The 25,088-nt window shown below is 56.4% G+C and carries 24 protein-coding genes; 11 read left to right on the plus strand and 13 right to left on the minus strand.

Annotated features, from left to right (window positions below; all coding sequences use genetic code 11):
* The first annotated feature begins 124 nt into the window (after positions 1–124).
* The 3 genes from kduD to ACQ3G7_RS14635 all read left to right on the plus strand — a co-directional run bounded on the left by kduD (position 125) and on the right by ACQ3G7_RS14635 (position 3,097).
* A complete protein-coding gene (gene kduD / locus ACQ3G7_RS14625; protein WP_430890353.1) occupies positions 125–886 on the plus strand; it encodes a 2-dehydro-3-deoxy-D-gluconate 5-dehydrogenase KduD in 762 nt (253 codons plus the stop codon).
* A gap of 98 nt (positions 887–984) precedes the next feature.
* Positions 985–1,575 carry a metal-dependent hydrolase gene (locus ACQ3G7_RS14630; RefSeq protein WP_263097008.1) on the plus strand — a complete coding sequence of 197 codons (591 nt, stop codon included), beginning with the start codon at positions 985–987 and terminating at the stop codon, positions 1,573–1,575.
* 130 nt (positions 1,576–1,705) lie between these two features.
* On the plus strand, positions 1,706–3,097 hold the full coding sequence (locus ACQ3G7_RS14635) for an L-cystine transporter (RefSeq protein WP_263097010.1): 1,392 nt from the start codon (positions 1,706–1,708) through the stop codon (positions 3,095–3,097).
* 96 nt (positions 3,098–3,193) lie between these two features.
* Here ACQ3G7_RS14635 and cedA read toward each other — a convergent pair whose 3' ends face one another.
* On the minus strand, positions 3,194–3,451 hold the full coding sequence (cedA, locus tag ACQ3G7_RS14640; protein WP_430890354.1) for a cell division activator CedA: 258 nt from the start codon (positions 3,449–3,451) through the stop codon (positions 3,194–3,196).
* A 202-nt stretch (positions 3,452–3,653) separates the two neighbouring features.
* On the opposite strand from cedA, the gene katE reads away from it, so the two are divergent.
* Complete coding sequence (gene katE, locus ACQ3G7_RS14645) at positions 3,654–5,912, plus strand: catalase HPII (protein WP_430890355.1); 2,259 nt, start codon at positions 3,654–3,656, stop codon at positions 5,910–5,912.
* 63 nt (positions 5,913–5,975) lie between these two features.
* Here katE and osmE read toward each other — a convergent pair whose 3' ends face one another.
* Complete coding sequence (osmE, locus tag ACQ3G7_RS14650) at positions 5,976–6,317, minus strand: osmotically-inducible lipoprotein OsmE (protein ID WP_061495056.1); 342 nt, start codon at positions 6,315–6,317, stop codon at positions 5,976–5,978.
* A gap of 253 nt (positions 6,318–6,570) precedes the next feature.
* On the opposite strand from osmE, the gene nadE reads away from it, so the two are divergent.
* Together nadE and cho are read left to right on the plus strand one after the other, a co-directional pair.
* Positions 6,571–7,401 (plus strand): NAD(+) synthase, encoded by an 831-nt coding sequence (nadE, locus tag ACQ3G7_RS14655; protein ID WP_430890356.1) that lies wholly within the window; start codon positions 6,571–6,573, stop codon positions 7,399–7,401.
* An 84-nt stretch (positions 7,402–7,485) separates the two neighbouring features.
* Positions 7,486–8,385, plus strand: coding sequence for an excinuclease Cho (gene cho / locus ACQ3G7_RS14660; RefSeq protein ID WP_430890357.1), 900 nt, complete (start codon positions 7,486–7,488; stop codon positions 8,383–8,385).
* On the opposite strand, the gene ves is transcribed toward cho, so the two are convergent.
* From ves to astC, 7 genes are all read right to left on the minus strand, one after another.
* Positions 8,347–8,904, minus strand: coding sequence for an environmental stress-induced protein Ves (gene ves, locus ACQ3G7_RS14665; RefSeq protein WP_430890358.1), 558 nt, complete (start codon positions 8,902–8,904; stop codon positions 8,347–8,349). The genes cho and ves overlap by 39 nt on opposite strands.
* A 308-nt stretch (positions 8,905–9,212) precedes the next feature.
* Positions 9,213–9,695: an ATP-independent periplasmic protein-refolding chaperone Spy gene (spy, locus tag ACQ3G7_RS14670; protein WP_263097017.1), complete on the minus strand. Its 483-nt coding sequence runs from the start codon at positions 9,693–9,695 to the stop codon at positions 9,213–9,215.
* A gap of 314 nt (positions 9,696–10,009) precedes the next feature.
* A complete protein-coding gene (gene astE, locus ACQ3G7_RS14675; RefSeq protein ID WP_430890359.1) occupies positions 10,010–10,975 on the minus strand; it encodes a succinylglutamate desuccinylase in 966 nt (321 codons plus the stop codon).
* A gap of 11 nt (positions 10,976–10,986) precedes the next feature.
* Entirely contained in the window at positions 10,987–12,312 is a 1,326-nt protein-coding gene (astB, locus tag ACQ3G7_RS14680) for an N-succinylarginine dihydrolase (RefSeq protein ID WP_430890360.1), read from the minus strand.
* Positions 12,309–13,787, minus strand: a complete 1,479-nt coding sequence (astD, locus tag ACQ3G7_RS14685) for a succinylglutamate-semialdehyde dehydrogenase (protein WP_430890361.1) — start codon at positions 13,785–13,787, stop codon at positions 12,309–12,311. The genes astB and astD overlap by 4 nt, the downstream gene beginning before the upstream one ends.
* The gene (astA, locus tag ACQ3G7_RS14690; RefSeq protein WP_430890362.1) at positions 13,784–14,818 is read right to left on the minus strand and encodes an arginine N-succinyltransferase; all 1,035 of its coding nucleotides are present in this window, start codon (positions 14,816–14,818) and stop codon (positions 13,784–13,786) included. The genes astD and astA overlap by 4 nt, the downstream gene beginning before the upstream one ends.
* A complete protein-coding gene (gene astC, locus ACQ3G7_RS14695) occupies positions 14,815–16,035 on the minus strand; it encodes a succinylornithine/acetylornithine transaminase (protein WP_430890363.1) in 1,221 nt (406 codons plus the stop codon). The genes astA and astC overlap by 4 nt, the downstream gene beginning before the upstream one ends.
* Before the next feature lie 446 nt (positions 16,036–16,481).
* On the opposite strand from astC, the gene xthA reads away from it, so the two are divergent.
* The 3 genes from xthA to ACQ3G7_RS14710 are packed head-to-tail and all read left to right on the plus strand — an operon-like array spanning position 16,482 to position 18,581.
* Positions 16,482–17,288: an exodeoxyribonuclease III gene (gene xthA, locus ACQ3G7_RS14700; RefSeq protein WP_263097023.1), complete on the plus strand. Its 807-nt coding sequence runs from the start codon at positions 16,482–16,484 to the stop codon at positions 17,286–17,288.
* Positions 17,289–17,293: 5 nt separating this feature from the next.
* Positions 17,294–18,148 (plus strand): sulfurtransferase, encoded by an 855-nt coding sequence (locus ACQ3G7_RS14705; protein ID WP_430890364.1) that lies wholly within the window; start codon positions 17,294–17,296, stop codon positions 18,146–18,148.
* Between the two features lie 16 nt (positions 18,149–18,164).
* The gene (locus tag ACQ3G7_RS14710) at positions 18,165–18,581 is read left to right on the plus strand and encodes a pyrimidine (deoxy)nucleoside triphosphate diphosphatase (protein ID WP_430890365.1); all 417 of its coding nucleotides are present in this window, start codon (positions 18,165–18,167) and stop codon (positions 18,579–18,581) included.
* Here ACQ3G7_RS14710 and ACQ3G7_RS14715 read toward each other — a convergent pair.
* Positions 18,547–18,834 (minus strand): DUF1496 domain-containing protein, encoded by a 288-nt coding sequence (locus ACQ3G7_RS14715; protein WP_061495037.1) that lies wholly within the window; start codon positions 18,832–18,834, stop codon positions 18,547–18,549. The genes ACQ3G7_RS14710 and ACQ3G7_RS14715 overlap by 35 nt on opposite strands.
* 234 nt (positions 18,835–19,068) lie before the next feature.
* On the opposite strand from ACQ3G7_RS14715, the gene gdhA reads away from it, so the two are divergent.
* Positions 19,069–20,412, plus strand: a complete 1,344-nt coding sequence (gene gdhA, locus ACQ3G7_RS14720; protein ID WP_430890366.1) for an NADP-specific glutamate dehydrogenase — start codon at positions 19,069–19,071, stop codon at positions 20,410–20,412.
* 53 nt (positions 20,413–20,465) lie between these two features.
* Here the strand turns inward: gdhA and ACQ3G7_RS14725 are convergent, their stop codons facing one another.
* Together ACQ3G7_RS14725 and selD are read right to left on the minus strand one after the other, a co-directional pair.
* Positions 20,466–22,406 (minus strand): DNA topoisomerase III, encoded by a 1,941-nt coding sequence (locus tag ACQ3G7_RS14725; protein WP_430890367.1) that lies wholly within the window; start codon positions 22,404–22,406, stop codon positions 20,466–20,468.
* Positions 22,407–22,410: 4 nt separating this feature from the next.
* Positions 22,411–23,454, minus strand: a complete 1,044-nt coding sequence (selD, locus tag ACQ3G7_RS14730; protein ID WP_430890368.1) for a selenide, water dikinase SelD — start codon at positions 23,452–23,454, stop codon at positions 22,411–22,413.
* A gap of 255 nt (positions 23,455–23,709) precedes the next feature.
* Here selD and phoC point away from each other — a divergent pair, with 255 nt between their 5' ends.
* Positions 23,710–24,456: an acid phosphatase PhoC gene (gene phoC, locus ACQ3G7_RS14735; protein ID WP_430890369.1), complete on the plus strand. Its 747-nt coding sequence runs from the start codon at positions 23,710–23,712 to the stop codon at positions 24,454–24,456.
* Positions 24,457–24,514: 58 nt separating this feature from the next.
* Here phoC and ACQ3G7_RS14740 read toward each other — a convergent pair whose 3' ends face one another.
* Positions 24,515–25,066: an NAD(P)H nitroreductase gene (locus tag ACQ3G7_RS14740; RefSeq protein WP_430890370.1), complete on the minus strand. Its 552-nt coding sequence runs from the start codon at positions 25,064–25,066 to the stop codon at positions 24,515–24,517.
* Positions 25,067–25,088: the final 22 nt, after the last annotated feature.

A 25,088-nucleotide genomic window follows, 5' to 3' on the forward strand; every position in this document is an offset into this window, starting at 1 on the left:
ATCTGCTGTCCCGATATTATTTTTGAAACATCATTTCATTTTTATTTGTATTTTCCTCACCGCCCTTCTATTCTGATCTCCAGGCGCTGTGCCCTCTCACTACAATAATTACGCCGGAGAACTCATGATACTGGATGCCTTTAAACTTGCGGGTAAAGTGGCCATTGTGACCGGGTGCGATACCGGTCTGGGCCAGGGGATAACGTTAGGGCTGGCGGAAGCCGGATGCGATATCGTCGGCGTGAACCGTAAAATCCCGCACGACACGGCGCAGCAGGTGCAGGCGCTGGGTCGTCGCTTTCTGGCAATACAGGCAGATTTACGCCACCAGCAAGCCCTTGAAGGCATCGTCGCCGAGACAGTCGCGAAAATGGGGCGCGTCGATATTCTGGTCAATAACGCCGGAACGATCCGCCGCTGCGACGCCCTTGATTTCAGCGAGAAAGACTGGGATGAGGTGATGGATCTGAACCTGAAAACGGTGTTCTTTCTTTCGCAGGCCGTGGCGCGGCAATTCATTGCACAAGGCGATGGCGGCAAAATCATTAATATCGCCTCGATGCTCTCTTTCCAGGGCGGGATCCGCGTGCCCTCTTATACCGCGTCCAAAAGCGGTGTGATGGGCTTAACCCGCCTGCTGGCCAACGAGTGGGCGCCGCACCGTATCAACGTCAACGCCATTGCACCGGGTTATATGGCAACCAATAACACCCAACAACTGCGGGAAGACGCAGAGCGCAACCAGGAGATCCTTGAGCGCATTCCCGCCGGACGCTGGGGTGAACCGGCCGATTTGCAAGGTGCTGCAGTATTTTTGGCCTCACGCGCCGCCGAATACATCAACGGTTACACCCTCGCCGTCGATGGTGGATGGCTGGCGCGTTAAATTTGACCGGATTGTGACAAAGAGTTACACCGTCACCTCTTCCGCCTACTGTACAAACATCCTATACTGTATGCATCGACAGTTGAGTGAGTTTGATCATGACGGCGGAAGGACACCTGCTTTTTTCCATTGCTTGCGCGGTGTTTGCCAAAAACGCCGAGCTGACGCCCGTCCTCGCGCAGGGTGACTGGTGGCACATCGTACCCTCCGCCATTCTGACCTGCCTGCTGCCGGATATTGACCACCCAAAATCTTTCCTCGGTCAGCGTCTGAAGTGGGTATCGAAACCCGTTGCCCGTATGTTTGGCCACCGGGGATTTACCCATAGCCTGCTGGCCGTGTTTATCGCGCTAACGCTGTTCTACTTAAAGGTGCCGGATAGCTGGATAGTCCCGGCGGATGCCCTACAGGGTATGGTGGTAGGCTATCTGAGTCATATTCTGGCCGATATGATTACCCCCGCCGGAGTCCCCCTGCTGTGGCCCTGCCGCTGGCGCTTTCGTTTGCCATTACTGGCGCCGCAAAAAGGCAACCAGCTTGAGCGCGTACTCTGTATGGCACTGTTTACCTACGCCGTGTGGATGCCGCAGACCCTGCCCGAAAACGGTGCAGTTCGTTGGTCATCGCAGATGATTAATTCACTGCAAAACCAGTTTAATCGCTTTATTCATCAGCAATCCGGCCATTAATCAGCCGGTAATTCCGCTTTTGGCATAAACCATTCCATTTGGATATAAGAGCACCCCGGCACTTCTGCTAACCTTGCGCCACGGGATCAACCGCCAGGGTGATCCGAATAATGATATCAGGAGAACGGGGATGAACTTTCCATTAATCGCGAACATCGTAGTGTTCGTGGCACTGCTGTTTTTGCTGGCGCAGACTCGCCACAAACAGTGGAGTCTGGCAAAAAAAGTATTGATCGGTTTAGGTCTCGGCGTGGTCTTTGGTCTGGCGCTGCAGGCGATTTACGGATCCGATAACCCGGTACTGAAGACATCAATCCAGTGGTTCAATATTGTTGGCAACGGTTATGTACAACTGCTGCAAATGATCGTTATGCCGCTAGTTTTCGCCTCCATTTTGAGTGCCGTTGCGCGTCTGCATAACGCCTCGCAACTGGGCAAAATCAGCTTCCTGACCATCGGTACGCTGCTGTTTACCACGCTGATTTCCGCGCTGGTCGGTGTGCTGGTCACCAATCTGTTTGGTTTAACGGCCGAAGGCCTGGTGCAGGGCACGGCGGAAACCGCGCGCCTCAATGCCATTCAGAGCAACTATGTGGGTAAACTGGCGGATCTGACCGTCCCGCAGTTGCTGCTCTCTTTCGTGCCGAAAAACCCGTTTGCCGACCTGACTGGCGCAAACCCAACGTCGATCATCAGCGTGGTTATTTTCGCTGCCTTCCTCGGCGTGGCTGCGCTTAAGCTGCTGAAAGACGATGCGCCGAAAGGCGAACGTGTTCTGAGCGCCATTGACACCCTGCAAAGCTGGGTGATGAAGCTGGTTCGTCTGGTCATGCAACTGACACCGTACGGCGTGCTGGCGCTGATGACCAAAGTGGTCGCAGGCTCCAACATTCAGGACATCATCAAACTGGGCAGTTTTGTCATCGCGTCTTATCTCGGGCTTGGCATTATGTTTGTGGTGCACGGCTTACTGCTCGGCGTCAACGGCGTCAGCCCGCTGAAATTTTTCCGCAAAGTGTGGCCGGTACTGACCTTCGCCTTCACCAGCCGCTCCAGCGCCGCGTCGATTCCGCTGAATGTCGAAGCGCAAACCCGTCGACTCGGCGTGCCGGAATCCATCGCCAGCTTCTCCGCATCCTTTGGCGCCACCATCGGCCAGAACGGTTGTGCGGGCCTTTACCCGGCGATGCTGGCGGTAATGGTTGCACCGACGGTAGGCATTAACCCGCTCGATCCGGTATGGATTGCCACGCTGGTTGGGATTGTGACGGTAAGCTCCGCCGGTGTGGCGGGGGTTGGCGGTGGCGCGACATTTGCTGCGCTGATCGTACTGCCGGCGATGGGTCTGCCGGTCACGCTGGTTGCACTGCTGATCTCGGTAGAACCGCTGATCGACATGGGACGCACCGCGCTCAACGTGAACGGTGCAATGACCGCAGGCACGCTCACCAGCCAGTGGTTAAAACAGACCGACAAAGCCGTACTGGACAGTGAAGAAGACGCCGAACTGGCACATCGCTAAGTCCGAATAACACAAAGGCGGGGGATCTCCCCGCCTTTCTCATTTCTACGCCCGCGCGGCCTGTTTCACTCACGCTGCGCCACGCCATTTCCGCCGTTACTCGTCGTCGATTTCCCCTTCCTGGCGCATCTGCATTGCCCAGCGTTGAGCGGATTCCGGCACGCTAAATACCGGTGATCGACGAAACGTTTCCCCCATCAACACAAACGCCACATATTTGCCACGTAACAGCCAGACGTCACGATAGCCCTCTACTTTCAGGGCATGATCGGGAGGTGCCGGCTCGACGCGCGGTACGTAGCTGATAACACGACGGTTTTGTTGACGAAAAGGTTTCATAGGCGATGCGTTCACTAAATACGAATTTCACAACCGGGAAAATCCTATGATAGCTGATTGTCGCCCTGTACGTCGCGCCTGGCGTGACTTTCTCTTATTTTTCGCAGGGTTCCCGCCTCCCGCCTCGTACAGCCATCGCCAGGGCTGTGTTCTATAGTTAGGGGGTTTTGACGTAACAACGACCATTTTTCAGCAATGAAAACAGGAGACGAGTTCAATGTCGCATAATGAGAAAGACCAACATCCTCGCCAGTCCCCGGTTCACGATCCGCGTGAATCGCAACCCGGACTGGATTCCCTTGCCCCCGAAGACAATTCTCACTGCCCTTCCCCTGAGCCCAGCGCCCCCGGCGAACAGCCCACCGCGCCAGGTAGCCTGAAAGCCCCGGATACCGTCAATGAGAAACTCGACGCGCTGGATCCGTTTCGTAAGGGCGGCGAGAATTTTCCCCTAACCACCAATCAGGGTGTACGTATTGCCGACGATCAAAATTCACTGCGCGCCGGCACGCGCGGTCCCACGCTGCTGGAAGATTTTATCCTGCGCGAGAAAATTACCCACTTCGACCACGAGCGAATTCCGGAACGGATAGTTCATGCCCGCGGTTCCGCCGCACACGGCTATTTTCAGCCCTATCGCAGCCTGAGTGAGGTCACAAAAGCGGATTTTCTCTCCAGCCCGGAGAAACTCACCCCGGTCTTTGTCCGGTTCTCTACGGTGCAGGGCGGTGCGGGCTCTGCGGATACCGTGCGGGATATTCGCGGTTTTGCCACCAAGTTCTATACCGAAGAGGGGATCTTCGACCTGGTCGGTAACAATACACCGGTGTTTTTTATTCAGGATGCACACAAATTCCCCGACTTTGTTCATGCAGTGAAACCCGAACCACACTGGGCTATCCCCCAGGGTCAGAGCGCGCACGACACCTTCTGGGATTATGTTTCGCTCCAGCCCGAAACATTGCATAACGTGATGTGGGCCATGTCCGATCGCGGTATTCCGCGCAGTTACCGAACGATGGAGGGATTTGGCATTCACACCTTCCGCCTGGTGAATGCCGAAGGTAAAGGCACTTTCGTGCGTTTTCACTGGAAACCGCTGGCGGGCAAAGCCTCGCTGGTGTGGGATGAGTCGCAAAAACTGACCGGACGCGATCCCGATTTTCATCGTCGGGAACTTTGGGAAGCGATTGAAGCCGGGGATTACCCGGAATATGAACTCGGATTGCAACTGATCCCCGAAGAAGATGAGTTTAACTTTGATTTTGATCTGTTAGATCCCACCAAACTGATCCCCGAGGAACTGGTGCCAGTGCAACGTGTCGGGAAAATGGTGCTGAACCGTAATCCGGATAACTTTTTCGCCGAAAATGAACAGGCAGCGTTCCACCCTGGTCATATCGTGCCGGGTCTGGATTTCACCAACGACCCGCTATTGCAGGGGCGTCTGTTCTCCTATACCGACACGCAAATCAGCCGTCTTGGCGGGCCAAACTTCCATGAAATCCCCATTAACCGCCCCACCTGCCCTTACCATAATTTCCAGCGCGATGGCATGCATCGCATGGAGATCGACAGCAACCCGGCCAACTACGAGCCGAACTCGATCAATGACAACTGGCCGCGTGAAACGCCTCCCGGCCCGAAACGCGGCGGTTTTGAAACTTACCCGGCACGGGTGGAAGGCCAGAAGATCCGCGAACGCAGCCCGTCCTTTGGCGAGTATTACGCGCATCCGCGCCTGTTCTGGCTGAGCCAGACGCCATTTGAACAACGCCATATCGTTGATGCCTTCAGCTTTGAGCTCAGTAAAGTGGCACGCGCTTATATTCGCGAACGGGTAGTTGATCAACTGGCGCATATTGATGTCACGCTGGCGCAGGCGGTGGCGGAAAACCTCGGTCTGACGCTGAGCGATGAACAGCGCAACACCGCTCCGCCAGCGGATGTTAACGGCCTCAAGAAAGATCCAGCGTTGAGTCTGTATGCCGTCCCGGACGGGAAGGTAAAAGGCCGCGTGGTCGCCGTGCTGTTGCATGAAAATGTCAGTGCAGCGGATGTACTGACCATATTACAGGGACTGAGCGCACAGGGTGTCCATAGCAAACTGCTCTTTTCGCGGATGGGTAGCGTCACCGCCGATGACGGATCCGAACTGCCGGTTGCCGCGACCTTTGCCGGTTCGCCGTCCCTTACGGTCGATGGGGTGATTGTGCCCGGTGGCGATGCCGGGGGGCTGTTGCAAAATGGCGATGCCAAATACTACCTGCTGGAAGCCTATAAACACCTGAAAACCATCGCCCTGTTTGGCGATGCGCGTCAGTTTAAAACCCTTCTGGGGGTAGATGCGCAAGGCGAGGAAGGAATTGTTGAAGCAGACAGTGCATCGGCCACGCTGATGGATGATTTTCTCACCCTGCTGGCCACGCATCGCGTGTGGTCACGGATGCAAAAAATCGACAGCATACCCGCATAATGTGGTGGCGAAAAAAACCGGCCATCCGGCCGGTTTTTCTTGCTCAGGCTGAAAAGAAAAAAATTACTGCTTAGGCGCTTGCGGATCGGTGTCGTACTCCGCGCAAGTCTGATAACCGGAGTTCATGACGTGGCCGGTCTCATCCAGTGCAACAAAGTAGGTTTCTGTTTTACCGTCACGTTGACCCAGAATATACGTCTGGCACGTACCACGTGCATGGATCATGGTTACTTCGGATGAAGGACGACCGGCAACCTGCATAACCTGCTGGCGGCTCATGCCTTTTTTCACATCTTTCACCACCGGTTGGCTCACCTGATCTTTCGCGCGATCGTAGGCAGTACACCCTGCCAGCATCGTCAGTACCGCCGCTGCACCCAGAATTCCCGCGATGTTCTTGTTCATATTCCATCCTCTTGTTTATCCGCTTGTGTATCAGCGTGTTATCTAAGCCTGGAATATAAAATTGCATTTTTCAACTATACGACGACGATGGCATAACTTTCGGAAAGTTCTAATAAAACGCGGATAAGCAACTAAAATGCCGTAAATTGCGACACTCAAATCTGTGATCCTTGTCGTTTTACCGCCAAAGGGTTACTTTGAGCCCATCATCTATTTGCAACCTGCAAAGCAGGATTACATAACGGAGGGGTAAATGACTCTGCAACAAGAGATTATTCAGGCGTTAGGCGTGAAACCCGCAATCAATGCCGAAGAAGAAGTTCGCCGCAGCGTAGACTTTCTGAAAACCTATCTGAAGACCTATCCCTTTTTGAAATCGCTGGTGCTCGGCATCAGCGGCGGCCAGGATTCCACCCTGACAGGCAAAGTGTGTCAGACGGCGATTTCTGAACTGCGTGAAGAAACCGGCGATGCCGCCTATCAGTTTATCGCTGTCCGTCTGCCTTATGGCGCACAGGCGGATGAACAGGACTGTCAGGACGCCATCGCGTTTATCCAGCCGGATCGCGTGCTGACGGTTAACATCAAAAGCGCGGTGCTGGCCAGCGAACAGGCGCTGCGCGAGGCCGGCATCGAGCTGAGCGATTTCGTGCGCGGCAACGAAAAAGCGCGCGAAAGGATGAAAGCGCAGTACAGCATTGCCGGGATGAGCAAAGGCGTGGTAGTCGGTACCGATCACGCAGCTGAAGCTGTCACCGGCTTTTTCACCAAATACGGCGATGGCGGCACCGATATCAACCCGATTTTCCGTCTGAACAAGCGCCAGGGTAAACAATTGCTGGCCTGGCTGGGTTGCCCGGAACATCTGTATAAAAAAGCCCCGACGGCTGACCTGGAAGACGATCGTCCGTCGCTACCTGATGAAGCCGCGCTGGGTGTGACCTACGAAAATATTGATGACTATCTGGAAGGCAAAACGCTGGATGCCGGCACGGCGCATATTATCGAAGGCTGGTATCTGAAAACCGAGCACAAGCGTCGCCCGCCCATCACGGTATTCGACGACTTCTGGAAAAAGCAGTAATCCTTCAGGGCGGCGCAGGCCGCCTCTTTTTTAACCGGACCTCACCTGCTACACTGGATAAGTAAACAGTATCAGGAGTCAGTAGTGGTCAGGCGTCTTTCCGCTCCGCGTCCCGAGTTTGACGCCGCGGCAATCTATCAATATCCCGAACATCTGCGCCCGTCGCTTGAGGCTATGCCCAGGCTACCCGGTGTCTATATTTTCCACGGTGAAAGCGACGCCATGCCGCTCTATATCGGTAAAAGCGTAAATATCCGCAGCCGTGTCCTTTCCCATTTGCGAACCCCGGATGAAGCGGCCATGCTGCGCCAGTCGCGCCGTATCACCTGGATCTGCACCGCCGGGGAGATGGGTGCGTTGTTGCTGGAAGCCCGGTTGATTAAAGAGCAGCAGCCGCTGTTCAATAAGCGTTTGCGGCGCAATCGCCAGCTCTGCTCGCTGCGCTTAAGCGGCGAGAAGCCGCAGGTGGTCTATGCAAAAGAAGTGGATTTTTCAACCTCCCCCGACCTGTACGGCTTGTTCGCCAACCGACGCGCAGCATTGCAGGCGTTACAGTCGATCGCAGACGAAGAGAAGCTCTGTTATGGCCTGCTCGGTCTGGAGTCGCTGACGCATGGTCGTCCCTGTTTTCGCGCCGCGCTGCACCGCTGTGCAGGCGCCTGCTGCGGCAGAGAGACACTCCAGGCGCACCAGATGCGTTTCGCCGCCGCAATGGCGCGTTTGCAACTGGTGTGCTGGCCGTGGCAAGGCCCTGTCGGACTCAAAGAGCAAGGTGAGACGATGACGCAATACCACATCATCCATAACTGGCTGTGGTTGGGGTCGGTCACTAACCTGGACGATGCCGGGGCGCTGCTGCGCACCCCGGCTGGATTCGATCATGATGGCTACAAAATTCTCTGTAAGCCGCTGCTGGGTGGCGAGTATGAGATAACCGAACTGGCGTTAGTGACCCGGCAGCCAGGAGATCTCACTGAACAATAACTGTCCTTCAGGTTTGAGCAGGCGCAGGGTATGCCGCCCTTCCTGCCAGCATGCCCCTTGATCCGCCGTCAGTAACTTATCGCCCAGTTGCCATGCGCCACTGAGAACAAAAACCACGCCGCCACGCGCACCAAAGGTGGTGAAAGTGCGATCGGCAATGCGCACTTTCGCACGACAGCGATCGCGGCGGGTGAGAATATTAAAATCCATCGACATCTGGCCGTCTGTCAGCTCCGCTTTTACCGGCTGCTCGCCGGCGAACGTAAAAGGCTGATGGCGTTTGAGGGTATGGCAAAAAGCACTGCCACCATCCAGGGTGACTTCCCCGCCCTCAATCAGCGTGATCACGCGATCAACCCCTGGAAATTGCGGGAATTCACCGTTACTGGCAAGCGATGCAATACTGGCGCGCCAGTTAAAATCCCGCGTCGCCGGTGGAAAGCAACAAATTTCGCGGGTTTCGCCCGCACCGTTACGCCAAAGGTTTACCGGCATTTTGCGGATATCAAAGTATTCCATCATCCCTCCTGAATGGCGCAGCATCTCGCCTGCGCCGCTGCTTCTGTGGGCAGCGTGCATACTTGTTATTGTTTAAATTGCCATGCACGGGTTATCGGCAGCCTAAATGATTTGCCTTAGGCCACTGCGTAACCAGACATGTAAAAAAGTATAAATCTCAGATAAGTGACACCGCCAGCGAAGGGGAGCCTGATGAGAATACCGCGCCGGTGGCGGCTGGCAAGAGGGAATGTAAGAAAAACCGCCGGCTCTGCCCACCACGTAAAACGTTGGATGGGCAAAACCGGCGGTCTTAAGAGGGGGCTGAATTACTCAGCGGGTTCAGGAGGCATTTTACCTTCCGGCGCCGGACGTTCTGTCAGACGCTTCTCAAAATTAGCATTGAACTGCTTTTTCTGCTCCGGAGTCAGAATATTGTAAATCTTGTTCTGAGTTTCCATATGCGCCAGCATGCCGGCTTTGTGCTGCTCTTCCATTTTGGCGATTTGCGCTTCCGCTTTCGCTTTATCGAAGCTGTCGCTGGCAATCAGGTCATGCATGGCACGCATCTCTTCCACCGGCGGGCGTTTCATTGCATCGCGCTGGCTTTTCATAATGTCGCGGATCTGCTGTTTCTGCGCATCGGTCAGATTCAGATCTTTAAACATCATTTCGTGCGGCCCCTTCGGTCCCTTGTGATGCATCATCGGTCTGCCGTCTGCAGGCGCCGTCGTCGTGTCAGCAGCGTGTGCCAGGTTAGCGGCGCCGAAAGCCAGGGTAGAGGCAACAAACAGGGCGGTTAATTTACGCATAATTTTATTCCTTACTTCGGTTTTACTTACGGCGGTTGCCGTGTTGACGCTATTTACTTTACCGTCTTTATCGTCAATTAATCAGAGCGACGGTAAAACAATGAAAGTGTAAATAACGTTTTTACGTCAAATAAGGAGGAAATAAGGATAAACCGTGGAGAGTTGAGAATTAAATATTCAACACACTGATTCAGAAGGAATTATGAAGAAGTATAAATCAGGCTCACTTATAAATAAAGCCGTCAACCAGGATAAATCCGTAATTTATTCATAATAGTGATAAAAATAAGCCCCACGATTGCGGGGCTGAATAATTACTCTATTTTCTCCAGCATTAATCCCGCCCGTAAACCAATGGCAACATTCGGGTTGGGGAACAGGACATACTCCTGTTGATGCTGCACCACATAACGCTCACCACGATCTTCCGCCAACAACGTGCCGGCCTCAAAAGGGGTAAAGTTGAGCGTCTCCGCCGACATATACAGTTTGAACGCTTCACTGCGGCGGGTCAGTTGCTGCACCACCCGATAACGCAACGGCGGACTTTCGGTATCCGGCGCAGGCTCCCCGGCTAATAATGCCGCCAGCGCCCAGGCGGTTCGCTGGAACTGGCTTAAGTCATTTTCCCCAAAAGGCAGCGCCTTACCCAGCTCCAGCGTGCAGGCCAGCGCGTCAAACGTTTCGCAACTGTAATGGGTAAAGGTCCCCCCAGGCGACTGATGAAACACCAGCGCCTCCATGCCCGCGCCGCCGAGCCACTCGAGAAACAGCTCATCCCAGGGTTCCATTCGCACCGGAAGTACCCCAAACCGTATATGGTGCGAACCGCGAATGGCAGTATGTAAATCGAGATGCCAGCGCACCCCGTCGCCGTCAGCGAAGAAGTGCGTCAGCGCCCGCTCCAGCTGCGCCGCACGCATCGTTTCATCACTGGGAGGCATTGATTGCCAGCGCCCGCCGAACAGGCGATTAAGATCGTTTTTCAGATAGCGTTTACCCTGCGCCAGCGCTTGCGGATTGCCGAGCACCACCAGCAACCGCCAGGTCAGCGGTTGGGTACCGGCAAACAGGTTCTTTAGCAGAATATCCAGCATCTCCACCGGCGCAGTCTCATTGCCGTGAATGGCGCAGGAGATCACCAGCGAGCGTCCACAAGGCTGCGGCGGCACCAGTTCCAGGATCCCTTGCTCATGCCACAGCCAGTGAATTCCGCCTGACTCCCCTGACATTTTACGCGGGATGTCGCCCGATAAGGTTGCGGCAAGAAAGTTATCCATACGGCCTCCTGTTAACGCTGGAATGGATAAACGGACCCCAGATGTAACAACTGCGTCAACCGATCCAGCGCTTCGCGCCCTTCACGCAATAACTGCGGATCAGCCAAATCAGCCTGTGTCAGACGATCGCGATAATACCGATCGACCCAGTTATTGAGGGTCGTAAACAGACTGTCATTCATCATTACCGCCGGGTTAACCGCCTGCTGCTCGGCGTCGGTCAGCACCACGCGCAGACGTAAACACGCCGGCCCCCCGCCGTTAGCCATACTTTCCCGCAGATCGAAGACCTGCAACTCGCTCACCGGGTTATCCTGCGCCAGCAGTGCATTCAGATAACGCCAAACGCCCGCGTGTGTCTGCGACTCCTGTGGCAATACCAGCATCATGCTGCCATCGTCACGACTCAGTAGCTGGCTGTTAAACAGATACGTTGCCACTGCATCCGCCACCGACACCGCGCTGTCCGGCACCTCAATGGCCATAAATCCCGGTACCCGCGCCTGCAACTCCGCCAGCAAACGCGGCTGGTCGACAAAAGCGTGTTCGTGGCAAAACAGAACCTGTCGGTTCGACACCGCAATCACATCATTATGAAACACACCCTGATCGATGACGTCCGGGTTTTGCCGGGCGAACAGCACCTGCTGTGGCCTGACCTGATTGATACGGGCGATCGCCTGGCTGGCTTCCCGTGTCTGGCGCGCCGGATAGCGCGCAGGCGCAGTTTGCGCACTCTCTTCCCGGCCGTAGACAAAGAGCTGCACGCCCGGCTCGCCATAATCGCCACCAAAACGGTTATGGTTTGCCGCGCCTTCGTCGCCGAACATCGCCACCTGCGGCAACGCCGGATGCACGGAAAAATGCGCGTCATCACGAAAGATTGCGCGTAACACGGCTTCGGTCGTGGGCGCTTCTATGGCACGGTGGAATTTATTGTTCAGACTGGCGACAGTAAGATGCACTTTCCCATCGAGGGAATCCGCTGACGGGCAGATCGTCGCCGCATTCGCCACCCACATCGCCGATGCGGAACTGGCAGCGGACAACAGATGCGGTGCCTGCGCAGCCGCTTTTGCCAGCACCTGCTCATCGCTGCCGCTAAAGCCCAACTGGCGCAATACCGGCAAGCAAGGGCGCTCATGCGGTGGGATCACCCCTTGCGGAAAGCCCGCATCCGCCAGCGCCTTCATTTTCAACAACCCCTGTTTTGCCGCCAGCCGTGGGTTTGACTGCTGAAAACGGTGTCTGGTCGAGGCTTCGTTACCAAATGACAGCCCTGCATAGTGGTGCGTTAAACCGACCAGACCGTCAAAATTCACCTCACGCGCTTTCATGGCTGCTCCTCGCGGGAAAAATCCAGACCGGGACTGAGCGTCTGCGGCAGCGTTAAATCCGCCGTTTCAAGGCTCGCCATCGGCCAGGCGCAGTAGTCTGCGGCATACCATGCGCTGGCGCGGTGGTTACCGGATGCGCCAACGCCGCCAAAGGGCGCGGTACTGGCTGCGCCAGTCAGCGGTTTATTCCAGTTAACGATCCCGGCGCGCGCTTCCAGCAAGAGCTGGTCGAATTTTTCCCGATCAGGGGAGATCAACCCGCAGGCCAGACCATAGCGAGTGTCGTTTGCCAGCGCGATGGCGTCCTGATAGGCATCGTAGCGCCATACGCACAGCAGCGGGCCAAAAACCTCTTCATCCGGCACCTGCTCCACGCCGGTCATATCAATAATCCCCGGCGTCAGCAAAGAGGTGCCTTCAGCAAGCATGCGCGGCGCAAGTAGGGTTTTCCCTCCACGTGCTTCATGCGCTTGCCAGGCCTGATAGACGTGCTGCGCCGCCTGTTGCGAAATCAGTCCCCCCAGGAACGGTTGAGGTTCCGCGTTCCAGGCTTGCGGGATCAGACGCGCACTCACCGCCACCAGGCGTTCAAGGAAGGCATCACCGGCCGCCGACCGCTTAACCAGCAAGCGGCGGACACAGGTACAACGCTGCCCGGCGGTGATAAATGCCGACTGGATCGCCAGGTGCACAGCGGCATCAATATCGTCAGGATCTTCAACAATCAGCGGGTTATTGCCGCCCATCTCCAGCGCGAGGATCTTCTCCGGTTGCCCGGCAAGCTGGCGGTGCAACTGGTAACCGGTATGCGCGCTGCCGGTAAACAGCAAGCCGTCCAGCCCCGGTAAGGCACTCAGCGCTTGCCCGGTTTCGCGCCCACCCTGTAGCAGGTTGAGCACCCCGGCAGGTAACCCCGCCTGCTCCCATAATTTCACCACCGCTTCGCCGCTCCACGGCGTCAGCTCACTGGGTTTAAACAGCAGCGTATTTCCCGCCAGCAACGCCGGAATAATATGGCCATTCGGCAAATGTCCCGGAAAGTTATAGGGGCCAAATACTGCCAGCACACCGTGCGGGCGATGGCGAAGCGTGGCCGCGCCATCGGCCATTTCAGTATGCTGTTCTCCGGTACGGGTGTGGTAAGCCTTCACCGAAATCGCGGCTTTATTGATCATCGCGGTGACTTCCGTTAACGCTTCCCAGCGCGGTTTCCCCGTTTCACGGGCGATGATCTCCGCCAGCGCCTGTTTGTTGGCCTCCAACAGCGCGGCAAATGTTTCCACTATCGCCTGCCGTTCGCTGAAGGGCTGCCGCGCCCACTGTGGAAACGCCGCTCGCGCCGCCTGATACGCCTTTTCAACCTGCGCGGCATCGGCATCAAAACCGTGCCACAGTGCTTCGTGACTCACCGGATTGGTCTTCACACGGCGTTCGCCCTGACCGGTTACCCAGTCGCCATTAATCCAGTTACTCATTTTGTTTTCTCCTCGGCGCAAAGGCGGACCAGTCGTACGGTGTCGCCCGGCTGGCATTTCAACGCATCCAGCTCTGCTGGTGTGAGCAACAACCGCTCTGTGGCGGGGTCGGCTTTAATAAGCATGGCCCGGAATTGCTGGTATTGCTCATTGGCAACAATACAGGCAGGCCATTCGCCTGGCGCCCGTTGCCCCTCGCCTGTTTCCACCAGACGGCTTTTGCGGATCGCCCGCACGTGGTCGATATCGCACTCAAGCGTTGGCCCACCGTCGAAAATATCGACGTAATTGCGGTAGCGAAAACCCTCTTTCTCCAGAACGGCCCGGGCAGGCGCGGTTTGCGGATGCACCTCGCCAATCACCGCCTGCGCTTCTTCGCTGAGAAAATGGGTATAGATCGGATGCTTGGGCATCAGCTCAGCAATAAACGCCTTTTGCCCGGTACCGCACAGATAATCCGCCCGGCTGAAGGCCATCGAAAAAAAGCGCTTGCCCAGACTTTCCCAGAACGGGGAATAGCCGTGTTCGTCAATCACCCCACGCATCTCGGCCACCACTTTTTCATTAAAGCAGTCGCGGAACGCCGCCATAAACAGAAAGCGGGATTTGGACAACAAATAACCGTTCCCCTCTTTACGCCAGCCGGGGTCAAGAAACAGCGTGCAAAGTTCACTGCTGCCGGTGTGGTCGTTACTGAGAAACAGCGTGGGCAGCGCGTTATAGACGTTCAGCTCTTTCGATGCATGCACCTGCGTGCCCACCCGGTAGTTATACCAGGGATCGTTGAGGCCAACGGCGACTTCGATGGCGCAAATCCCCGCCACGTCTCCGCTTTGCGTATCTTCCAGCACAAACACATAACCCTGCTCTCTTTTCGGCAGTTCGCCGGCCCAGGTCTGGCGGGCGCGCTCAATGCGCGCGGACAACGTGGCTTCATCCACCGGTAATGAGGTCAATCCGCCGCCGGTTTTCCCGGCGAGAGACATTAACGCAGATAAATCGCCGCTGGCGACAGGACGGATCACCATCATGATGAGGACCCCGCAATGAATTTTTCACAGGCGCGGGCAAAGCGCGCAAGCCCGGTGCGGATCTCCTCCTCGCTGATATTCAGCGCAGGCGCGAAACGCACCACATTCGCCCCGGCAATCAGTATCATTGCCCCTTCGGTTGCCGCCAGTTGCGCAATCTGTTTCGCACTGCCGGTATGCTCCGCAGCCAACTGGCAGCCGATCAACAACCCCAAACCGCGGATCTCGCTAAACAGGTGATAGCGGTTATTCAATGCGGTCAGTTGTTCCGTCAGCCACTGATGGCGCTGCTTAACCCCATCGAGGGTTTCGCGGGTGTTGACGATATCCAGTACCGCGCCCGCCACGGCCCCAGCCAGCGGGTTGCCACCATAAGTCGTGCCATGGGTGCCCACATTCATCACGCGGCCAAACTCTTCAGTGGTGAGCATTGCGCCAATCGGGAATCCGCCACCCAGCGCCTTGGCCGTGGTGAGGACATCCGGCGTGACGCCATAGTGCATATAGGCATACAGCTCGCCGGTACGGCCAACGCCGGTTTGCACTTCGTCAAAGATCAACAGCGCATGATGGCGGTCACACAGTTCGCGCAGCCCCTGCAAAAAGGCCGTCGTGGCCGGTAAGACACCGCCCTCGCCCTGTATCGGCTCCACAATCACGGCGCAGGTGTCGTCATTGATCAACTCTCGGGCGGAGGCTAAATCGTTGTAGACCGCATGGCGGATTTCCGGCGGCAGCGGCGCGAAATCCTGCGAATACGCAGGCTGCCCCCCGGCGCTAACGGTAAACAGCGTGCGACCGTGGAATGCATTCTTGAAGGCCACAATACCGCTCTTCTGCGGGCCTGCGGTGTCGTGCGCATATTTGCGTGCCAGCTTCAGCGCCGCTTCATTGGCCTCGGCACCCGAGTTACAAAAGAAGGCGCGATCGGCAAACGTCGCGTCCAGCAACCGCTTCGCCAGCTTCAGCACCGGCTCATTGGTGTAGCCGTTACCCGTATGCCAGAACTTCGCCGCTTGCTCGCTTAGCGCCTTGCAAAGCGCCGGGTGCGCATGACCCAGTGCGTTGACCGCAATACCGCCAGCGAAATCGATATACTCTTTCCCTTGCTGATCCCATAAGCGTGAACCTTCACCGCGAACCGGGATAAAAGGCGCTGGCGCGTAGACTGGCAACATCCATTGATCAAAATTTTCACGCGTAATTGACATAGACATAGCGACCTCATCCGGTAAATGAATAGTTGATTAAATGTTAATAAATATGAACTCTTTCGCTGTAAATGTAGATTGCACAGTTCATGCCAGCTAGCTGTAAAAATGCATAAACGGCGTTCAACAACATTATTTCAATGACTTACAACCTGTCGCTATTCATTTTATTTGCATAAAAAGTGAATAAATTGACATCAGAGAGTGATGGCAGGCGGGATGATGCGAGGGTTTATGCAATAAGAATAATTAATACCGGAACTGTGATCATCAGCGAAATTAATTTTCATCACCTGCCCTGTTTTAGAGCAACCTGCCCATAAACAGGGCATCCGGGGTGTTTTTTGTTCAAAGACGTGGGCGAATCAGGGGCTGAGCCAATAAGTGGCAGTTGCGAAACATAAACTCTGCTAACATCTTTGCATCTTTCACTCTGCTAAGTGGCTGCGACTATGAAATTCGTCTCTTTTAATATCAATGGCCTGCGCGCCCGACCTCACCAACTTGAAGCGCTTGTGGAACAGCATCAACCGGATGTTATCGGACTGCAGGAAACGAAAGTGCACGACGATATGTTTCCTCTCGAAGAGGTGGCGCGCCTTGGATACAACGTGTTTTACCACGGGCAGAAAGGCCACTATGGGGTCGCACTACTGACCAAGGACACCCCGATTTCGGTACGCCGTGGTTTTCCGAATGACGGTGAAGAAGCCCAACGCCGCATTATCATGGCGGAGGTCCCTTCGCCACTCGGCAATATCACCGTGATCAACGGCTACTTCCCGCAGGGCGAAAGTCGCGACCATCCGCTGAAATTTCCGGCAAAAGAGAAGTTTTACCAGGATCTGCAACAGTTCCTTGAAACCGAGCTGAAAAAAGAGAACCCGGTGTTGATCATGGGCGACATGAACATCAGCCCGACGGATCTGGACATTGGCATTGGTGAAGAGAACCGCAAACGCTGGCTGCGCACCGGAAAATGCTCATTCCTGCCGGAAGAGCGTGAGTGGATGGAACGACTGAAAGGCTGGGGACTGGTGGATACCTTCCGCGAAGCTCACCCGGACACCCAGGATCGCTTCTCGTGGTTCGACTACCGCTCCAAAGGTTTTGATGACAACCGCGGCTTGCGTATCGATTTGCTGCTGGCAAGCCAGCCGCTGGCCGAACGTTGCATCGAAACCGGAATCGACTACGACATCCGTAGCATGGAAAAACCCTCCGATCATGCACCGGTGTGGGCCAAATTTAAGGTCTGATCCGAATGTCACCACCGCGCCCACTCAACCCGTGGGTCACGACACAGTGGCTGGATGATGTTCTCCGCCAGCGCCAGACACCCGCCAGCCTCGTCGGAGAATGGCGGTTGCTGGAAGTGGGCTGTGATCACGGAGCGGCGTATCGCAGCGGGCACATTGCCGGTGCGGGGTATATCGACACCCATGAGGTGGAAAGCCTGCCGTTGTGGAACGTGGTGCCGCCGGAGACCCTGCGCACGGTGTTAGCACGACACGGCCTGCGGTTTGATACGCAGGTTATCCTGTATGGCCGCCAGAATTACGCGGCGGAACGACTGGCGCATATTTTATTGTATGCCGGCGTCCAGAATGTGCGCCTGCTGGATGGCGGCTGGCAATGCTGGCAACAGGCCGGGCTGGCGCAGATTGCAGGTTCTCCACCAATGGTGACGCCCCAAAATTTTGGTGTACCTCTCCCCGCGCAACCGCAGTTGCTGCGCAATCTGGCGCAAACCCGCGCGTTGCGCCAACGTGGTGATACCGTGCTGGTAAGCGTGCGCAGTTGGGCAGAGTTCAGCGGTGCGGTAAGCGGCTATGACTATATCGCCACTGCCGGCGATATTCCGGGTGCACGCTGGGGGCATGCAGAGGGTACGAACCAGTATATCCACGCCTACCACAACCCGGATGGCACCCTGCGCCCGCCGCAGGAGATCGCCGCATTGTGGGCGAAAGAGGCGATCTGCCCGGCTCAGGGCGTGGTGTTTTATTGCGGTACGGGCTGGCGTGCCTCGCTCGCGTTTCTGGTTGCCTGGTCGCTGGGGTGGCAGGATATCGCCGTGTATGACGGCGGTTGGTTTGAGTGGAGTCAGCAGCATTAATGGGAACAATCTGGCAATGACAACAGTAAAAGCGCTCGATGTGGTGGCAGCGATTATTGAACGCGACGGCAAAATTTTGCTCGCTCAGCGCCCCGCGCAGGCGGATCAGGCCGGGTTATGGGAATTTGCCGGTGGGAAAGTGGAGCCCGGCGAAAGTCAGCCGCAGGCGCTGGCGCGCGAACTGCGTGAGGAACTGGGTATTGAGGCAGAACCGGCGCGCTATGTCGCCAGCCACCAGCGGGAAGTCTCCGGCCGCCTTATCACACTGCACGCCTGGCATGTGGTGACATTCAGCGGTGAACCGCTGCGGCATTACCACAGTGCGTTGATATGGTGTACGCCCGCCGAAGCCCTGCAACACGCGCTGGCTCCGGCGGACATCCCTCTGCTGGAAGCCTTTATGGCTTCACACGCCGCCAGACCAGCGGATTAGTCGACAGGGCTTTTTCATCACGCTGGCATTGCAGCAGCACGCCTTCCGTCTTGATCACCGCCCCTTCCGTATAGTTTTGATTGCCATACACGCAGCACTGAAGACAGGGCTGCGTTGTTTGCGTCTGCCCGCCGGAACTGAACACTTCCGGCGGGATATTCACTTCAACGCCGGGCGACGGTAAACGCTCAGCCAGCACACTACCGGATGCGGCAACCAGTACCACCGCAGCGATCCACCTGAAACGGGTCATAACCTGTCCTTTCTGATTGACTCCACTTATTACTATAACGGATCTATTTCGCAGGACTTTAATTTCCACCATCATCGCTTTTAGTTATGACACAGAGGCGGTTATTAATTTGCCTGGTGAGCGAATTTTTCCCTTGCGGCCTGCCGCATTGCGGATGTTATAGTCCGAAAGCGCCGTTTTTTTGCGCACAACAACACAAAATTCCCACCTATACGATAAGAGAAATTTATATCTATGGATCAGACCCACTCTCTTGAATCATTTCTCACTTATGTTCAACAACGCGATCCGCACCAGCCCGAGTTCTCCCAGGCCGTTCGTGAAGTCATGACAACCCTCTGGCCCTTCCTTGACGCGAACCCACGCTACCGCCAGTTTTCACTGCTGGAACGGCTGGTGGAACCGGAGCGCGTCATTCAGTTCCGCGTGGCCTGGGTTGATGACCGTAACCAGGTGCAGGTTAACCGCGCCTGGCGTGTACAGTTCAGCTCTGCCATCGGCCCGTACAAAGGCGGAATGCGTTTTCATCCTTCGGTGAATTTATCCATCCTCAAGTTCCTCGGCTTTGAGCAAACGTTCAAAAACGCCCTCACCACCCTGCCGATGGGCGGCGGTAAAGGCGGCAGCGATTTCGATCCGAAAGGCAAAAGCGATGGTGAAGTGATGCGCTTCTGCCAGGCGCTGATCAGCGAGCTGTATCGCCATCTGGGGGCGGATACCGACGTTCCGGCCGGGGATATCGGCGTTGGCGCGCGTGAAGTGGGCTTTATGGCCGGGATGATGAAAAAACTCTCCAACAACACTGCCTGCGTCTTTACCGGCAAAGGGCTCTCGTTTGGCGGCAGCCTGATCCGCCCGGAAGCCACAGGTTATGGACTGGTGTACTTTACCGAAGCCATGCTCAAGCGCCACGGTCTGGGTTTTGAAGGGCTGCGCGTCGCCGTTTCCGGTTCCGGTAACGTGGCGCAATACGCTATTGAAAAAGCGATGGCGTTTGGCGCACGGGTGATCACCGCGTCCGACTCTGCCGGTACGGTGGTGGATGAAGCGGGATTTACTGCAGAAAAACTGGCACGCCTGTGTGAAATCAAAGCCAGCCGCGATGGACGCATTGCGGATTACGCCCGAGAGTTCGGTCTGCCCTATCTCGCTGGTCAACAACCCTGGTCCGTGCCGGTGGATATCGCCCTGCCATGTGCCACGCAAAATGAGCTGGATACCGACGCCGCCCGCGTGCTTATCGCCAACGGCGTAAAAGCCGTAGCGGAAGGAGCCAACATGCCAACTACCATCGAAGCCACGGAGCTGTTCCTTGACGCGGGCGTGCTGTTTGCGCCGGGCAAAGCCGCCAATGCAGGGGGCGTCGCCACCTCAGGTCTTGAAATGGCGCAAAACGCCGCCCGCCTGGGCTGGAAAGCAGAAAAAGTGGATGCCCGCCTGCACCATATCATGCTTGATATTCACCAGGCCTGCGTGGAGTACGGCGGAGAGGGTAAACAGACGCACTATGTGCGCGGTGCCAACATTGCGGGCTTTGTCAAAGTCGCCGATGCGATGATGGCTCAGGGTGTGATTTAACCCTGCTTCCGCAGACCGGATAGCGGCATCAATGCCTTATCCGGCCTGCGGTGCTACGAAACCGTCGCCTCTGCCGGAGGCGGCTGTTTTTTCCCCCGGCTTTTCGCAAAGGTTTTCTTCTTCTTCTCTCCACCAGGCGCCACCAGACCACGAAACTGACGCACCGGCGTATTGCGCGCTTGGTGAATCAACTCGTGCAGCGTGCCGACCAGCGGTTGCATAAAGTCCTGATAGCGGCACTCTTTTTCACTGATTTGCGTCAGCACCGACTCCCAGTGTGCGGTCATGTCCGGGCGCGCCGCCATTTCCGGCAGCGAGTGGATCAGCGCCCGTCCGGGATCGGTCGAATGAATATAGCGCCCCTTCTTCACCAGAAACCCACGTTTAAATAACAGCTCAATGATCCCGGCGCGGGTAGCTTCTGTGCCCAGACCATCGGTCGCGCGCAGGATCTTTTTCAGCTCCTTGTCCTGTACAAAACGCGCAATCCCGGTCATCGCGGAAAGCAGCGTGGCGTCGGTAAAATGGCGCGGCGGCTGAGTCTGACGCTCCACCACTTCGCCCTTTTCACACAGCAGCTCATCGCCTTTTGCAACCACCGGCAGCGGTGTGCCGTCGTTCTCTTCATCACGCTCTTTTGCGCCTAACAACGTGCGCCAGCCCGCTTCCGCGAGGAACCGCGCTTTGGCAATAAACTTACCGTTGGCGATATCGAGATCGATCTGGCATTTGCGGAATACCGCATCCGGGCAGAATTGCATCAGATACTGACGGGCCACCAGGTTGTAGATATTGGCTTCGTTGTCGGTGAGATTCACCTTTGAGGCGCGCGCGGTAGGAATAATGGCATGGTGCGCATCGACTTTTTTATCGTCCCAACAGCGGTTGCGGGTATCCGGGTTCACCACCGGTTGCGGCAGTAAACCCGGCGCGTGCGCGCCAATGGCGTTCATTACCGCATGCCGTCCGGCATAGTGCTCTTCCGGCAGATAACGGCAGTCCGAACGCGGATAGGTAATCAGCTTATGGGTTTCGTACAGCTTCTGGCAGATATCCAGCACGGTCTGCGCGCTAAGCCCGTAACGCTTTGCGGCTTCAATTTGCAGTGCCGAAAGGGAAAACGGCAACGGCGCCAGTTCTGATTCCCGTTTATCGTTATAAGCTGTAACAAAAGCGGGCTGACCGTTGATGCGGTTGACCACATGCTCCGCCAACGGCCGATGCAACAAGCGCCCCTCTTCATCCTGATAGGGTTCGCAGGCATCGCTCGGCTGCCATAGCGCAGTAAACCGTTCCCCGGCGGGCGTAACGATATGCGCTTTAACCTCGAAGAAATCTTTCGCGACGAAGTTTTCAATCTCTTCGTCGCGACGCACCACCAGCCCCAGCACCGGCGTCTGCACGCGCCCCACCGACAGCACGCCCTGATAACCGGCATTACGGCCGAGCAAGGTATAGGCGCGGGTCATGTTAATGCCGTACAGCCAGTCCGCACGCGCACGCGCCAGCGCCGACACGCACAGCGGAATAAACTCGCTGTTCGCCCGCAGGCGCTCGATCGCGCGTTCCACCGCTTGTGGGTTCAGATCGTTAATCAGACAGCGCTGCACCTGCTGGCGTTTTTCCGGGGCCAGTTGCAAGTAGTCAATCACTTCATCGACCAGCAGTTGCCCTTCACGATCCGGGTCACCTGCATGTACCACCTGCTCCGCGTCGGCCAGCAGACGCTTGATGACGTTGATTTGTTTCAACACCGATGGGCGTGGCTGCAACTGCCACTTTTCCGGCACGATCGGTAAATCCGCCAGATTCCAGCGCGCATAGCGACTGTCGTAGGCATCGGGCTGCGCCTGTTCCAGCAGGTGACCAATGCACCAGGTCACCACCTGGCCATTACCGCACTCAATATAGCCGTCGCCTTTGCGATGCGGCTTTGGCAGCACATCGGCAATGGCGCGGGCCAGACTGGGCTTTTCGGCAATAAATAACCGCATCGAATTAACGGATCTCAATCATCGGACGACCACCGCGGGCGCTGACCAGCTCGCCAATGGCGCTTAGCTCAATGCCGTATTCCGCCGCCGTCGCTTTCACCTCAGCTTCGGCGTCCGGCAACACGGCGAGCAGCAAACCGCCGGAGGTTTGCGGATCGCACAGCAGATCGCGCACATCCGCAGACATCTCGCCCATCAGGTGCCCGTAACTGGCAAAGTTACGTTGGGTGCCGCCCGGTACCGCACCCTGTGCGATATAGGCTTCCACGCCCGGCAATTTCGGCACATCCTGATACCAGACCTGCGCCTGTACGCCCGCGCCCTGGCACATTTCGCTCAGGTGACCGAGCAGGCCAAAGCCGGTGACATCGGTCATCGCTTTCACCCCCTCAATGCCGGCAAAGGCCGCCCCGGCGACGTTCATCCGGCACATCACCTCTGTCGCCAGTCCTTTGTGTTCGTCTTTCAGCAGGGATTTTTTCTCGGCGGTGGTCAACACGCCAATGCCCAGCGGTTTGGTGAGGAACAGTTTGCAGCCCGCCTGCGCAGTGCTGTTTTTCTTCACCCGCTCCGTCGGCACCACGCCGGTCACCGCAAGGCCAAAAATCGGTTCCGGCGCATCAATGGAGTGACCGCCCGCCAGCGCAATCCCCGCCTGCTGGCAGGCAAAACGCCCGCCGTCGATCACTTCCCGTGCGATCTCAGGCGCCAGTTTGCTGATTGGCCAGCCAAGAATCGCGATCGCCATAATCGGCTTACCGCCCATAGCGAAGATATCGCTGATGGCGTTCGTTGCCGCAATGCGGCCGAAATCGAAGGGGTTATCGACAATAGGCATGAAAAAATCAGTGGTGCTGATAATGCAGGTGCCGTTACCCAGATCGTACACCGCCGCATCATCGCGTGTTTCGTTGCCAACAAGCAGGTTCGGGTCGAGAAACTTCGCCTGTTCGCTGTGCAGAATGGTATCCAGCACTTTGGGGGAAATTTTACAACCGCAACCGGCTCCGTGGCTGTATTGCGTTAAACGAATAGCTTGCTCGCTCATGGACATCTCCTGTCATTGCAATCCCGCTATGGTAGCGCCCAAACGGTAAGGTGATAAGTCTGGCAATCTGAATTCGCGCGCTGTTGCTCATTAAGCGTACGAAACCCGCCGCGGTCACGCCTGTTTTTCCGTCGCGTCTGCCTTCATCGGCCATTTTGCGAGCGACGCCAAATTAATCCCTCACGAATTGTGGCAGAAATATGACAGAGCCCGAAAGGGCCATGGATGTTATCCAACACCAAGGAACCATAGCTAATGAAAAAAAATATTCTCGCATTTTGTCTTGCCAGCCTGCTGTCTACCAGCGCACTGGCGTTAGTACCTCCAGGAAACGACGCGACCACCAAACCCGATCTTTACTACCTGAAAAACGCCCAGGGTATCGACAGCGTTGCCCTACTGCCGCCACCGCCGGAATTGGGCAGCATTGCCTTCCTGAACGATCAGGCCATGTATGAGCAAGGCCGTTTGTTACGTAATACCGAGCGGGGTAAACTGGCTGCTGAAGACGCCAATCTGAGCGCAGGCGGCGTGGCGAATGCCTTCTCTGCCGCGTTTGGCTCGCCAATTACCGAAAAAGAGGCGCCGCAGTTGCATAAGCTGCTGACCAACATGATCGAAGATGCCGGTGAGCTGGCCACCCGTGGCGCCAAACAGAAATACATGCGTATTCGCCCGTTTGCCTTCTACGGCGTACCGACCTGCAACACCAAAGAGCAGGATACGCTGGCGAAAAACGGTTCCTATCCTTCCGGCCATACGTCGATCGGCTGGGCAACCGCGCTGGTGCTCGCCGAGATCAATCCGCAAAGGCAGGATCAGATCCTGAAACGCGGTTACGATCTGGGGCAAAGTCGGGTGATTTGTGGCTACCACTGGCAGAGCGATGTGGATGCTGCGCGTATTGTCGCCTCAGCGGTCGTGGCGACACTGCACACTAACCCGGCCTTCCAGCAGCAGTTGCAGAAAGCGAAAAACGAATTTGCCGCTCAGCGCAAATAAACCTTAAGGATGGCCCGGCGGCGCAACGCTGACCGGGCCAGTAAACCCCGATCTGGGTTCAGAAACGTGTCACAAACGGTGTGGTATCCGGTACGCTGACCGTGGTTGAGGCTTTTAACTGCGGGGTGCCAAGATAGAGGAAACCAACAATTTTATCCTGTGCGCCGCAGTCGAACGCTTCGCGCACCACCGGGCTGTCGGTCAACGGGCCGGTACGCCAGATCCCATTAAATCCCTGTGCCAGCGCAGCCATTTGCATTGCCATCACTGCGCAGCCTGCCGAGAGCAGTTGCTCCCATTGCGGGACTTTGTGATGTTCCTGACATTTTGCCACCACGGCGATAATCAGCGGCGCGCGAAACGGCGAGGTGCGTGCTTTTTCAATGCCCTTCTCATCCTGACCAGCTGCAATCGCCCCTTTCTCCAGCGTCTGGCTGAAGCGCTCGCGCCCTTCTCCCTCAATAACGAAGAAATGCCACGGTTGCAACGTGCCGTGATCCGGCGCACGCATACCTGCGCGCAAAATGTTATCCAGTTGTTCACCCACCGGGGCCGGTTCCGCCAGCCGGGAAGCACTGCGACGGTTGACGAGCAGTTCAAGTGCATCCATTAGTTAAACTCCTGTATTGAAA

Source organism: Kosakonia sp. N21, from assembly GCF_050587465.1.
In the GTDB taxonomy this organism is placed as follows: domain Bacteria; phylum Pseudomonadota; class Gammaproteobacteria; order Enterobacterales; family Enterobacteriaceae.